The sequence below is a fragment of the Fibrobacter sp. UWCM genome, assembly GCF_900129735.1.
GTDB lineage: Bacteria > Fibrobacterota > Fibrobacteria > Fibrobacterales > Fibrobacteraceae > Fibrobacter.
This window is the reverse complement of the sequence record NZ_FQWR01000006.1, coordinates 39,684-52,510: the sequence shown is the minus strand read 5'-3', so window position 1 is coordinate 52,510 and position 12,827 is coordinate 39,684. Positions and strand designations below refer to the sequence as shown.

General features: G+C 52.3%; 11 protein-coding genes. 9 read left to right on the top strand and 2 right to left on the bottom strand.

From position 1 onward, the window contains the following. Positions 1–54 precede the first annotated feature (54 nt). The 7 genes from BUB22_RS05605 to BUB22_RS05575 all read left to right on the top strand — a co-directional run bounded on the left by BUB22_RS05605 (position 55) and on the right by BUB22_RS05575 (position 7,261). A complete protein-coding gene (locus tag BUB22_RS05605) occupies positions 55–624 on the top strand; it encodes a hypothetical protein (protein ID WP_072810857.1) in 570 nt (189 codons plus the stop codon). 16 nt (positions 625–640) lie between these two features. Then, a complete protein-coding gene (locus tag BUB22_RS05600) occupies positions 641–1,993 on the top strand; it encodes a Na+/H+ antiporter NhaC family protein (protein WP_072810855.1) in 1,353 nt (450 codons plus the stop codon). A 170-nt stretch (positions 1,994–2,163) separates the two neighbouring features. Continuing rightward, entirely contained in the window at positions 2,164–2,847 is a 684-nt protein-coding gene (locus tag BUB22_RS05595) for a hypothetical protein (protein ID WP_139258754.1), read from the top strand. A 13-nt stretch (positions 2,848–2,860) separates the two neighbouring features. Further along, positions 2,861–3,493: a hypothetical protein gene (locus BUB22_RS05590; protein WP_139258752.1), complete on the top strand. Its 633-nt coding sequence runs from the start codon at positions 2,861–2,863 to the stop codon at positions 3,491–3,493. Beyond that, positions 3,484–4,194, top strand: coding sequence for a hypothetical protein (locus tag BUB22_RS05585; protein ID WP_139258750.1), 711 nt, complete (start codon positions 3,484–3,486; stop codon positions 4,192–4,194). The genes BUB22_RS05590 and BUB22_RS05585 overlap by 10 nt, the downstream gene beginning before the upstream one ends. Before the next feature lie 194 nt (positions 4,195–4,388). After that, a complete protein-coding gene (locus BUB22_RS05580; RefSeq protein ID WP_175547246.1) occupies positions 4,389–5,636 on the top strand; it encodes a hypothetical protein in 1,248 nt (415 codons plus the stop codon). After that, a complete protein-coding gene (locus BUB22_RS05575; protein WP_073114283.1) occupies positions 5,633–7,261 on the top strand; it encodes a hypothetical protein in 1,629 nt (542 codons plus the stop codon). Before BUB22_RS05580 ends, BUB22_RS05575 begins: the two co-directional genes overlap by 4 nt. Here the strand turns inward: BUB22_RS05575 and glgB are convergent, their stop codons facing one another. After that, entirely contained in the window at positions 7,262–9,478 is a 2,217-nt protein-coding gene (gene glgB, locus BUB22_RS05570; RefSeq protein WP_073114282.1) for a 1,4-alpha-glucan branching protein GlgB, read from the bottom strand. A 194-nt stretch (positions 9,479–9,672) separates the two neighbouring features. Here glgB and BUB22_RS05565 point away from each other — a divergent pair, with 194 nt between their 5' ends. Together BUB22_RS05565 and BUB22_RS05560 are read left to right on the top strand one after the other, a co-directional pair. Continuing rightward, positions 9,673–10,107 (top strand): acyl-CoA thioesterase, encoded by a 435-nt coding sequence (locus BUB22_RS05565; RefSeq protein ID WP_072810841.1) that lies wholly within the window; start codon positions 9,673–9,675, stop codon positions 10,105–10,107. Positions 10,108–10,279: 172 nt separating this feature from the next. Continuing rightward, entirely contained in the window at positions 10,280–11,203 is a 924-nt protein-coding gene (locus BUB22_RS05560; RefSeq protein ID WP_073114281.1) for a sugar phosphate nucleotidyltransferase, read from the top strand. Between the two features lie 188 nt (positions 11,204–11,391). On the opposite strand, the gene glgC is transcribed toward BUB22_RS05560, so the two are convergent. Next, complete coding sequence (gene glgC / locus BUB22_RS05555; RefSeq protein ID WP_073114280.1) at positions 11,392–12,642, bottom strand: glucose-1-phosphate adenylyltransferase; 1,251 nt, start codon at positions 12,640–12,642, stop codon at positions 11,392–11,394. Between the last annotated feature and the right edge of the window lie 185 nt (positions 12,643–12,827).

The following is a 12,827-nucleotide window of genomic DNA, read 5'->3' as shown; positions in this document are numbered from 1 at the left end:
TTTTTTTGTATGTAATTCTTTTTTCTATTTTCGCGGCAAGGACTTGAGTGATTTATGCGTCAAAAGAAAGAATCCCAGTGGAGTAACCGCGATTTACTTGAAGTGAAATGTGTCGTCGACGAGCAGGTGGGCGAGTTCCATTGTCGTCTTTGTGGCGAAGACCACCCGTATCCATACGATAAAAATTCATTGATGTTCGGGAGCCCCATTATTGTTTGCCCGCATTGCAAGGGAGAACAGCTTATATACGGCCGGCTGGAGCCCGCCTTGGATAAACGGTTTATAGCTCGCTGCGATTGGAAATTCCGCGTGATTATTTTGCTTGTTTTGTTGGCTGTTATGGTGTTGAGTTATGTGTTCTTTTGTCGATTCCCTTCATCCCAAGATAAGTTTGCTTATGCCTTTGCATGTGCGTTATCTTATTCTTGCATCTCTATTTATGGGCTTCTGGATGTGTTGCGGAACGAAAAGAAATACGGAACCTTGAACATCCTGAAAAAGTCCAGGATGCGCATGAAGAACGAAGATTATGTCCGAATGCTTTTAAAACTCGGCTACGATGTCCCGAAAAAATACAGGCCAAAACATTATACGACCCCGCCTTTGTTTAAGCCGAAGAAGTAATTTCTATCTTTTTTGCATGCAGAACGAACGCATTGAAGATAAAATCAAGGGTAACCCGATTGCCCTTTTGCCGGTCGCCGTGTTCCTGGTACTTTATCTGGGGCTTGGCATTACGTTTGAATACGTTCTCCATATTTCTATGGGGTTCTACAACATTCCTATCGTGGCGGCGTTCTTGATTGCGATTTTTGTGGCGTGCATGCAGAACCGCAAGCTGAATTTCGACAAGAAGATGAACATCATGGCGGGGGCGCTGGGCGACCGCAATATTTTCTTGATGATTCTCATCTTCCTTTGCGCAGGCATTTTCGCGGGGATTTTGGGGCGCTCGAGTGCGTCGGCTGCGGCTTACTTGCTCCTAGACTTTATCCCGGCGCAGTTCGCGGTGGTGGTGCTGTTCGTGGTGGCGGCGTTCGTCTCTACGGCGATGGGAACTTCGGTCGGGACGATTGCTGTGGTTTCTCCGATTGCGGTAGAGGTGGCCCAGATGGCGGGCTTTGGCGTTCCGTTCTGCGTGGCGACGGTGATTGGCGGCGCTATGTTCGGCGACAATTTGAGTTTTATTTCGGATACGACGATTGCGGCGACTTCGACGCAGGGCTGCAAGATGAAGGACAAGTTCCATGTGAACTTTATTATTGCGCTACCGGCGGCACTTCTTGCGGTGGCGATTATCACGGCGATTTCGTTCGCGACGGAGGCTCGTGCGGTTGCCGAGAATTCTTACAGCTTGGTGCAACTGATTCCCTACGTTTTGGTGCTGGCGTTGGCTCTCACGGGGATTAACGTGTTCACTGTGCTTTTGGTGGGAATTGTCGCTGCTTCAATCATTATGGTTGCTTTCGGACCGCTCGATATGATTGGCTTGTTGCAGAATATCGGGAAAGGTATTTCGGGCATGTACGAGACGATTCTCGTGGCGGTGCTAGTGAGCGCCTTGTGCGGGCTTATCCGCATTCATGGCGGGTTTGCGGCTCTGCTCGACTTTATCCACAAGGTGTTCAAGGGGCATCGCAGCGGACAAGTGGGTGTCGGTCTTTTGGTGAGTGCTTTGGATATCGCAACGGCGAACAATACGGTGGCGATTGTGATGGCGGGCCCGATTGCAAAGCAGATGGGCGACGAATACCGCATCTCTCCCAAGAAGACGGCTTCGCTTTTGGATATTTTCAGTTGCGTGGTGCAGGGCGTTTTGCCTTACGGTGCGCAGATGCTGGTGGCTCTTGCTGCGATTGCTTCTGCTTTGCCGGATGCTCGCGTGAGTGCGTTCGACTTGATTCCCTACATGTTCTATCCGTTCTTGTTGCTTATAAGCGTGCTCGTGTTCATCGCGATTTCTCCGCGAAAGAACAAGAACTTGGAAGTTTAAGTTGTTTATTGTTTTTGGAAAAGTAAAGAAGGCAGGCGTTTGTGCCTGCCGTTTCTAATGCTTTTCGAGAATCTTGTGCAAGATTGTCTTTCCTGCCTGGAATAAACGGCGCCGAGCGGCGGGGCTTTTTGTATATTGGGGCTATGCAAGTTTGTATAAATTGCAGAAAGGTGTTCTGCCTTTTGCTCCTGGTGCTCTGTGCCGAAGGATTCTGTTCCTGCTATGCGGGCAAGTGCATTTGCAGGTTTGCGCCCTCGACCGGGTATGGAACGGTCCCTTCTGGAAAGCATGAATTGTACTTTGGCGAGCCGATAGGCATGTCGAAACCGGGGTATTACATTGTCCTCGGAAATTACATGTACGATGACAAGGTGCGCGGAACCTTCTTTGCGTATTTGCCGTTGTCCGGGAATGAAGGGGAGGTGAGTTTCATGCAGGCGCTGGTTTCGGGATATTATATGGACCAGTGGAAGGCGGATACTCTCCAGGCTAGGGAAAAATCGATTGAAAAGATGCGCCCGCAACTGCAAAAGGCCTGCAAGAAGAAGACTGAATTTCCCGAGGAACTCGTAGCCCTGATGAAAACGTTCTTCGAAAGGAACAGCATGTCTATTGTGGATGGCTGGGGCGGTACCGAAGAAGGCGGACTCCACATTGTACGCGTAGACGAAAATCAGAACCGCACGTTCCTAGATGTATTGCACCTGTTTTATCTTGAACGGTGGTTCGAACCGAAGGAACTCATCAAGGATTATTTTACGCTGTACAAGGGCGTGAAGGCAACCTTGGAAAGAATTTCGGGCGTGTGCAAGGTTGTGTGTAGCGGATACGAATGTTCGCTTGAGGGGTTTTAATATGCGCAGGCTTGTGGCTATAATGTTTCTGATGGCAGGGCTAGCCTGTGCCGAGACTTCGTGGTTCTTTGCGCCGGAGGGCCAGAAGAATGCTCCGGTTAGCGTGAACTTCAGGAAGAACGCCCTAGACGGAATTTTCTCGCAGGCAAAAATCGATTGGGACGGCGACGGGCTTTATATTTTCCGCGAGAGGGGAGATTCGCTCCGGCTGATTTTTGTCGCGAAAGGCGGGGACGCTACGCTGTACCAGAAGCCTGGCCAGAAAGAATCGCGCTGGCGTAACCCCGAGGCGTACCTCCGGGAGCGCGAAGGCCTGAAGGGCTACAGGGATTTTGAAAAATGCGTGGAGCGCTTTACGCTTGTTTCTGCATCGTATAATGAAATCGAGGGCTTGCCGCTGGCAGAATTCCCGGTAGTAATCCCCACGAAGGCGGATTCCGCAAAAGCTTTCCATTACGAGGTCAATACTTTGCAGATGCCTCTCTATCTCGGCTACAAGAAGGAGGGGGAGCGGGTGCAGTATTTTGCCTTCAGGGATTTCCGGGTCGACTCGCAAAAGTTGACGTACCCCCTGGATACTATTGAGCAGGGCCTGAAAAAGCTGGATGCATTGCTTTTCAACAGGAGGGCCGCGAGATGCGAATGAGAATCCTCCTGCTGTTGATAACGCTCTCGCTTGCCTCGTGCTATGTGCTGTTGCCGCGCACGAATATCCGTGACGGCTTTACGCCGGCTCGGGGCTTGCTGACATCGGAAAACGTGAAGTTGCAGTTCTACTGGGAACTCGGTGTGGTGGTACGTACAAACGAGAACCTGTACCTGCGGGATGGCTACGGGAACAAGGACCTGCTTGTCGGCGCTGTCAACGGGATGAACGCAAAGAAACGGGTCCTTCCGATGGAATTGTGCGGAGATGTCGGCGTATCGATTGAACCCTCGAAGGAAGGAACTTTCGATGCGAAATGCGTCTGGAGAATAGACGGCTGGCACGATGTCAATAAGATAGACTACCTTGTTGACGAAGCCTTCTTCAGGGCGGTTTTCACGAAGGTGATTGGCAAGGAACTGCACGTCTATTATTCCGGCGATTCGCTTTTGGAAACACCGGACCCTGCTGTCGTTCATCGGAAACTGACGCCGGAGGAATCGAAGAAAATCCATGCGGAGTTCGAAGAAAGGAGCGTTGGTACGCCTGCACATGGGACCTTTATTAACGAGATGATATTCCCGCTGGATATGCCGGTCTATACCATCACGTACCACAGGAATGTCAAGGATTTCAAGGGCTATGAGCCCCTGGAGTTGGATGCTTCTGAATTGCCGCTAGAGCATTTCGACTTGCCGTAAATACGAAACAGCTGCAGCTTTGACCCGCGGCTGTTTCATATGAGATCCCCGCTCGGTGGCGGGGATGACAAACTAGCGCTCCAGCCTGAAGTACAGTGCGCCGAACATGGCCGCATCCGTGTTGAAGATTTCTTTCCAGGCTCCGCGGGCGGGGCTTTTTGTGTGGCTTCTTGAGGTTTTTGTATATTTCCTTTATGCGCGTTTGTCAGAAAAGAAAAGCCTTCTTGTTTTGTGCTCTTGTAGCGCTGTTCTTGTGCTATTCGCATGCAGCAGAAGGTCTCTCGCGCGACTCGGTGATGTTCCTGTTCGTGCAAGACAACGTGGAGCTGACGTATTCCCGCGGGCACGGTTCTCCTGGCGCAACGTACTCGGATTCTGCCATCGCAGAATTGCAAAGGAAAATCCAGCGGGAAAACGATTCTGCGGAATATTTGCAGAAGGCGCTTACTTCTGCCTTGGCCGAAGATCGCATGGACGACTTCAAGGCGATTTGGGATACAGTTCGGGAATTCGAAAGTACGGCGACGTATAAGAAGATTGTATTTCGGGACAGGTTTCTCGTAAAATACTTTCTCGGGGATTACGAGTTCCTGTGCAATCTGGATTCCGTGAAGACGTACAATCCGTCTAAGTATGTTGATGGAGTATTCGGGGCAACTGCCCTAGAAAAAATCGCGACGCAGAGGACTTCGGGCGAACTCGAGAAAAAACTCGGGCGAATCGCAGATGAAGCTGACCGCGCCTTTGTCCGCATATTGCTGCTTTCACTTTTCGAGAGTCGAGAACAGGTGTCCGCACTTATCGAAAAATACAAGCCGCAGTTAAAGAAGAGCGAACAGCTGGAATATCTTGTCGAGCGGTTCTGGACTAAGTTTGGCTATGACTTGAAAAACTATTTTGGAGCGACTTTCGTGGCGCCGGTTGCTGTGCCGCTCGGGGATATTTCAGATAAGGTCCGGATAAACTTTGGTGGCGGTATGGAATTAGATTTGTTCAGAAACCGCCTTGCCTATGGTTTTTATTTGGGCATTCAGACGGGAGAATGCAGGGAACAGGATAGCCTGGAACTTCAAACACTTGCGGCGGACTTCAATCTGGGCTATACTTTCCTCGATTTGAAATACGTAAACTTGAGGGCGTTTGTTTCGGGCGGAGTGGGCTACAGTTCTTTGAAGTATGTCGATTCGGACAATAATGACAATAGCCTTTCCTCGCAGGTCTTCCCGGCTTTTGGCGCTGGTGCGATGGTGGATGTTTTCTTTATGGATTACAAGAAGGTCCGCGTGGGACTGAGAATCAGGGGTGGTATCAAGAACATGTGGGCAGACGATGTCGTCGATGCTTCGGGCTACACTCTGTACGCCTCGCTGGAATTGGCTCTGTTTGAATACAAGCAAAAAAACTTTGAATTCGATTACAGCGATAGGGAGGGTGCGAAATGATTCTGAAGCGCTTTTTCTTATTCTTGCTTGCTGTAGTTTCGCTTGCCTTTGCCAATGCCGACTTCGTGATTATCCGGGACATTGTCAAGCAGGAATCTGTTGTCAAGAAACTTGAAACAGCTCCTGCCGCATTTTACGGGACGATTACGGGAATGCGTATCGTTCCTGAAGAAGAACTCGGAAAATATACGCTTGAAGGCGATAGCGCCCGCCTGTTCAATTTCTTTCACGGATGGGCAGAAACGAAAAGGAATCGACAGGAAAAGGACCTTTCCCGCGCTCCCGAAATATTCCGCAAAACGTTTGAACTGCGTAACCTGACGGGATGGGATACAGGCTTTTACCTGGTGAATTACTCCTTGCTTGTCGAGAAGGTTTATGACAGGGCTACCGGTGCGTGGGTCGCTCCGAGCGGGGAAGCGAAAAAGTCCATATTCACTTTTGCGTATGTAGGGACGGATATTACCGGGGATTCTACGGGCTGGTCGCTTGTCCAGCGGCTCGCGCTTATTCCTTTCCCGGAGCATTCGCTACAAACTAATTCGCAGAATAAATACATCTTCTTTTTGGACGGATTCTCCGATCCGGTGCCGTCGCTGGATTCGTCTCTTGAAAATGTCCGGTACTTTCCATTCCGCGTGAAGTACGATATTAAACCGCATTATGCGATAGACGTGCGCAAACGCCTGCTTGACTTAGTGAATGCGGGTGAATATTCTGCCGCGCTCGCCTTGGCCGATTCAGCGGACCTATCGCTCCGATCCCGCGTTCTGCTTAAGGTCTTGAACCGGGATTATGAATTTATTCTAAATGAAGATTCCGTAATGTATTATCGTGACGGCTACAACAACATTCAGTACGGGGAAGGGCTGGACCCGCGCCTGAACGCCTTGTTAAAGTATTTCGTGGAAGACGGTTCGTATTGTGCATCGGTGAAGGGCCTGTCGGGAAAAAATCGTGAGCGCGTCTGCGAGACGGTTAAGCGAATTGCCGCAAATAAGCCTCCAGAACGCTTGTACGTTTCCGAAGATAAATTCGCTTTCGATTTTGCAACAAATTTCGGACGTCCCTTCCTGTGGGGAGATTTTTCTGGGGTAAGCCCTTCACTGTATATGAATTTCGAGACGAACGTTCTCATGAATCGGTGGATATTTGGCATGAATTCGTCAATTGTCGTGCTTGATACCGAATGCGATTCCTGCTCGGCTAACGATTTTTCTGCAAATGTACAGTTCGGATTCTTGTGGCTGAAAACTGGGTACGTGGAGTCTGCTGCATTCGCATCTATCGGGGTGTCCACGTTTGAGTATAACTATGGAGACGCTGACGATTATTCACGCGAATCGTACTTCCGCTACGGGGTGGGAATGTATTTCGACCTGCTGTTCCCCAATTACATTGGCAAGCCCGTTGAAGGTTCACGCATACATAGCCGCTTTGGCTTGCGGCTCAAATTCGGGCTTAACAATATGGATGTATCCGATATTGCTCAAGCTGACGGTTACTCGCCCTACGTTTCCCTTGGATTAACGTGGCGTCTTGTCTCGATGAATCCGGGACAGGTAAAGAGCGAGAAACCGAGAAAGAGGCAACTACGGTATATGAATTTAGAATGCTGGTGGTAGTTAGCGCTCCAGTCTGAAGTACAGCGCGCCGAGCGGCGGGAGCTGAATGTTCAGACTCCACTGCCTGTTCTGCCACGGGATATCCTGCGTCCAGACTTCGCCGAAGTTCCCAACGTTAGAGCCGCCGAACATGGCCGCATCCGTGTTGAAGATTTCCTTCCAGGCTCCGCGTGCGGGCGCTCCCAGGCGGTAGTCGTTGCGCACCACCGGCGTGAAGTTGAACACGCACAGAATCTGGTTCCCGTGGTCGTCCTTGCGCACGAAACTCACGATGGAATTGTCGGCGTCGTCGCACCAGATCCACTCGAAACCGGTGTGGTAGTGGTCGATTTCCCAGAAGGGTGCGTTTTCCTTGTACAGGTGGTTGAGCGTCTTCATCATCTGCAGGAGCTTTCCGTGGCTGTCCCAGCTGATGAGGTGCCAGTCGAGCGACTGCTTCTCGTTCCATTCGCGCCACTGCCCGAACTCGTTGCCCATGAAGTTGAGTTTTTTGCCCGGGTGCGCGTACTGGAAGGCGTAGGTGAGTCGCAGGTTCGCAAACTGCTGCCAGTTGTCACCCGGCATCTTGCGGAGCATGGAGCCCTTGCCGTGGACCACCTCGTCGTGGCTGAACACCTGGATGAAGTTCTCGCTGTAGGCGTACATCATGCTGAATGTCAGCTGGTTGTGGTGGTACTTGCGGTGGATGGGCTCGTGCTCGATGTAGCTCAAAAAGTCGTTCATCCAGCCCATGTTCCACTTGTAGTGGAATCCGAGGCCACCCTGCTCTGGCGGGCGCGTGATGGAGGGGAAACTCGTGGATTCTTCGGCAATCAGGATGGCGTGCGGCGTGAGACGGCCCATGATGCTGTTCAGGTGCTTCAGGAACTCGATGGTATCGTAGTTGATGTTGCCGCCGTCCTTGTTCGGCACCCACTGGCCGGGGCCCTTGCCGTAGTCGAGGTAGAGCATCGATGCTACGGCGTCTACGCGCAGGCCGTCGCAGTGGAATTCCTTGAGCCAGTACATCGCGTTCGCGATAAGGAAGTTCTTGACTTCGTTGCGGCCGAGGTTAAAGATGTAGGTGCCCCAGTGCGGGTGTTCGCCCTGGCGCGGGTCGGCGTGCTCGTAGCAGGCTGTGCCGTCAAAGCGGCCGAGTGCGTGCGCGTCCTTCGGGAAGTGCGCCGGCACCCAGTCGAGAATCACGCCGATTTCGTTCTGGTGGCAAAGGTCCACAAAGTGGCGGAACTGGTCGGGCGTACCGTAGCGGCTCGTGGGGGAGTAGTAACCGGTCACCTGGTAGCCCCAAGATTCATCGAGCGGGTGTTCCGCGAGCGGCAGGAATTCCACGTGCGTGTAGCCCATCTCCTTCAGGTAGGGAATAAGGCGTTCGGAAAGTTCGTCCCAGTTGAGGAAGCGGTCGGGGTTCGCGGGGTCGCGCCTCCAGGAACCGGCGTGCACCTCGTAGATGTTCATGGGGCTTCCGAAAACCTTGGTGGCCCAGTGAGTTTTCATGTAGAGTTCGTCGCCCCATTCGTAGCCGTCGAGGTGCGTCGTGATGGAGGCTGTTGCCGGGCGGACTTCCGCGAGTTTCGCGAGCGGGTCAATCTTTACGTGAAGGTTTCCGTCCGCGCCGTGGATTTCGAAGCGGTAGAGTTCGTTCTCGCCGAGGTTCGGGATGAATATTTCCCAAATGCCGGAACTGCCGAGCATGCGCATCTGGTGGCGGCGGCCATCCCAGCTGTTGAAGTTGCCCACGACGGAAACTGCGTGTGCGTTCGGGGCCCAGACGGCGAACTGCACGCCCTTGAATCCTTGGTGCTCCACGAGGTTCGCGCCCAGTTTGCGGTAGAGTTCGTAGTGCGTGCCGGTCGAAATCAGGTGGCGGTCGAATTCGGTAAGTACGGGCTGGAAGGCGTACGGGTCGGTGAGCGTGTACTCGATGCCGTCGCCCTGCTTGATAATCAGGTTGTAGAAGAACGGCTCGTAGTCCATGTCGAGGATGGCCTCGAAGAACCCGGTGTCGCCGAGCTTCATGAAGTCGAATTCCACTTCGCCATCGCAGGATTCACCGCGGATGTAGGCAGCCTGCGGTTGGTATGTGCGGATGACCGTCTTGATACCCTTGTCCGTCTCGAGCGGGTGGATGCCCAAGATAGAGAACGGGTCCTTCGTCTTGAAGTCCCAGATAGCCTGCATGTCTTCTGCAGAAAGGCTCGTGAAGTCGTTCCAATCCATAAATACTCCTTTAGACAACCCGCGAAAAAACGGGCTGTAGCACTTTTCGTTGTAAATATAACATAAAGAAAAGGTTTTTGGTCAATAGTTTTTAGTCATTAGTCATTGGTTCTTGGTTATTAGTCGCTAGTTGTTAAAGTTTCTTTGTTCGCTGAAGGTCATGTTTTTTATCTTTCCCCCAAACGGAGGTTTTTATGGCTATTGCAATGGAAGATACGGTGAACCCGATGCAGTTCACGCAGGTGTTCAAGGTGACACCTGAGATGATTGACGACAACCACCATTTTAACAACGTATGGTCGGTCAAGTGGATTCAGGATATTGCGATTGCCCATTCCGATTCCGTCGGCGGTACGGCCCTCATGAAGAACCTTGGCGCCGGCTGGATGATCCATGTGCAGCACGTGGAGTACAAGAACCAGGCTTTTCTGGGCGATGAAATCCGCGGGACTACTTGGGTGGCGGCGTATGGCCGCGTGGCGAGCCTGCGCAAGTGCAGGTTCGAGCGTGTGTCCGACGGCAAGGTGATTTTTGAATCCGAGACGCAGTGGGTGCTCGTGGACCTGAACCGCGGCCGCCCTATGGCCCTGACCGACGAGATGAAGAAGTTGTACGTCGAAGGGGCGTAGACCGGGCTACACCCCGATGGTACAAATATGGGGTGATTTTTTTGATTGTGTCGTTTTTTTGCTTTTTTTGCTAAAAAATGGTGATAGACAAATTAGTATTTTTTTGTTATCTTTTACCTTTGTATATGTTTTTTGCCCGAAGGCAAAAAAATGGAATAGAAGGAAATTCTGAATGAAAATTGTATTGCCTGTCGCCGGAAATGGTCTGAGACTCCGTCCTTACACCGAGGATCGCCCTAAGTGCCTGCTGCCTTTGGCTGGCAAGACAATTATCGACTGGATTGTCGAGGATGCTTCGTGCCTCAAGCCTTCCGAGACGATTTTCATTACCGGCTACAAGGCCGAAAAGATGGACGAGTACCTCAAGACGAAGCCCGAATGGGGCGCCGTGCGTACCGTGGTGCAGTCCAACCCGCAGGGGCTGGGCGAGGCGGTAAGCCTTGCGCTCCCGTACGTGAACGACGACGAGCCTCTCCTGATTATCCTGGGCGATACGCTTTTCGAGGCGGACCTGAATATCCTGAACGATGCCCAGGAAAATATCCTGTACACCTACAAGGTCGAGGACCCGAAGCGCTTTGGCGTTGCCGTGGTGGGCAAGGAAGGCCTTATTGATCGCCTTGTGGAAAAGCCGCAGGAGTTCGTGAGCGATGAGGCCATCGTGGGCATTTACTACATCAAGGACGTGAAGGCGCTGAAGGCAGCCCTCAAGTACCTGATGGATAACGATATTCGCACCAAGGGTGAGTTCCAGCTCACCGACGCGCTCGAGATGATGATTGAGCAGGGGTGCAAGTTCAAGACGGCTCCGGTTTCCCGCTGGCTCGACTGCGGGCTCGTGGAAACGCTGCTCGATACGAACGCGCATATCCTGAAGCGCAACGACAACTCCAAGGACGTGAATGTTCCGGGCGTGGAAATCATTCCGCCGTGCTACATCGGCAAGAACGCGAAGATTCACGGCTGCAAGATTGGCCCGTTTGTCGCCATCGGTGACGATTGTGAACTTTCCGGTGTCGAGATTCGCGATGCGATTGTCTGGAACGGCGTGAAGATTTCTAGCGGTGTCGTGAAGAACGCCGTGGTTCACAAGTAAGGCTATCTAGATACGTGTTTTCGCTCCGCCTTGTGCGGGGCTTTCTTTTTGGGATAAAATGCCCCGTGCGGGGTGTTTGCATATTCTCCTATGTGTTGAAGAAAACCCGCATCAACCGATGCGGGTTTTTACTTGCTTGCGACATACATGGACACGCTTGTCGCTTCCGCGACTTCGGTGTGACGTTTTTATGCCTTTATAATCGTGTCCTTCGCGAGGACGACGATGCCAGATTCTGTCACGTGGAAGAGCTTCTTGTCGCGTTCCAGGTCGTAGCCGATCTGGAATCCGGCCGGAATGTGCAGGCCCTTCTCGACGATGGCGCGGCGCACCTTTGCGCCCGGCCCGATGGTCACGTTCGGGAAGAGGATGGATTCTTCCACGAGGGCGTCCTTCTGGATGGTGACGCCGGGGGAGAGAATGCTCTTTACCACGGTGCCCCCGCCGATAATGCAACCCGAAGAAACGATGGAATCGATGGCCGCTCCCTGGTGGGCGTTGCCGTCACCGGCAAAGAAGCGGGCGGGCGGCTGGTTCCAGTTGAATGTGCGGATAGGCCAGTAATTGTTGTACAAATCGAACGGCGGGTTTTCGGAACACAGGTCCATGTTCGCCTCGAAGAAGGCGTCGAGTGTTCCCACGTCGCGCCAGTAACCCTTGGTGCTGGCCTGCTCGCCGCGCACGATGTTCGTGTTGAAGTCGTAGACGTACACCGGGTATTCTTTGTACAAACTAGGAATGATGTGCTTGCCGAAGTCCGTGGCGCCGTTCTCTGCACCCTTCAAAAGTTCGCGCACCAGGAACTTGCTCGTGAAGATGTAGTTGCCCATGCTCGCGAGGCACCAGCCGGGGTTGCCGGGCATTTCCTTCGGGTTCTTTGGCTTTTCCTCGAAACCGATCATGCGGTTGTCCTGGTCCACTTCGATGATACCGAATTCGCTCGCTTTCGATACGGGTACGGGAATGGCGGCGATGGTCAGGAGCGCGGCGCGGCTCAGGTGAAAATCAATCATCTGGTTGATGTCCATCTTGTAGATGTGGTCGCCGCCGAAGATTGCCACGAGGTCCGGGCGCTCGTCGGTAATCAGGTTGATGTTCTGGAAAATCGCGTCTGCGGTACCGCGGTACCATTCGTCGCCGGTACGCATCTGTGCGGGCACCAGGTCCACGTACTGGTCGAGGCTCGCATTCAGGTTCCACGCAGCGGAGATGTGCTTGTTCAGGGAATCGCTCTTGAACTGCGTAAGCACCTTGATCTTGAAGATGCCTGAGTTGATGAAGTTGTTCAGGACGAAGTCGATAATGCGGTAAGTTCCACCAAAGTGCACGGCCGGCTTCGCGCGGTCGCGGGTGAGGGGCTGGAGGCGGCTACCCTGGCCGCCTGCCATAATCATGCAAAGGATGTTTTTCTGGTGTTCCCTGGAATAAGACCAACTCATATAAGCGATAACCTCTATTTACGCGGGCTTTTACGCCCTTTTTGTGTATACAAGCCTAATCTATGTAATTTTTTGCCAAAATGTAATGTTTTTATTGAAAAATTGAATTTTTTCGTAAAAAACAGGGCCTTGTACCCTTTTGACAAAAAAATGCCCGAACCGCGAGTGGTGGATGGCGGATTTTT

What these genes read in the sequence shown, in the direction of transcription:
- glgB (WP_073114282.1), bottom strand. Translation starts at nt 9,478, where the DNA reads ATGGATTGGAACGACTTCACGAGCCTTTCTGCAGAAGACATGCAGGCT.
- BUB22_RS05575 (WP_073114283.1), top strand. Translation starts at nt 5,633, where the DNA reads ATGATTCTGAAGCGCTTTTTCTTATTCTTGCTTGCTGTAGTTTCGCTT.
- BUB22_RS05605 (WP_072810857.1), top strand. Translation starts at nt 55, where the DNA reads ATGCGTCAAAAGAAAGAATCCCAGTGGAGTAACCGCGATTTACTTGAA.
- BUB22_RS05600 (WP_072810855.1), top strand. Translation starts at nt 641, where the DNA reads ATGCAGAACGAACGCATTGAAGATAAAATCAAGGGTAACCCGATTGCC.
- glgC (WP_073114280.1), bottom strand. Translation starts at nt 12,642, where the DNA reads ATGAGTTGGTCTTATTCCAGGGAACACCAGAAAAACATCCTTTGCATG.
- BUB22_RS05585 (WP_139258750.1), top strand. Translation starts at nt 3,484, where the DNA reads ATGCGAATGAGAATCCTCCTGCTGTTGATAACGCTCTCGCTTGCCTCG.
- BUB22_RS05565 (WP_072810841.1), top strand. Translation starts at nt 9,673, where the DNA reads ATGGCTATTGCAATGGAAGATACGGTGAACCCGATGCAGTTCACGCAG.
- BUB22_RS05560 (WP_073114281.1), top strand. Translation starts at nt 10,280, where the DNA reads ATGAAAATTGTATTGCCTGTCGCCGGAAATGGTCTGAGACTCCGTCCT.
- BUB22_RS05580 (WP_175547246.1), top strand. Translation starts at nt 4,389, where the DNA reads ATGCGCGTTTGTCAGAAAAGAAAAGCCTTCTTGTTTTGTGCTCTTGTA.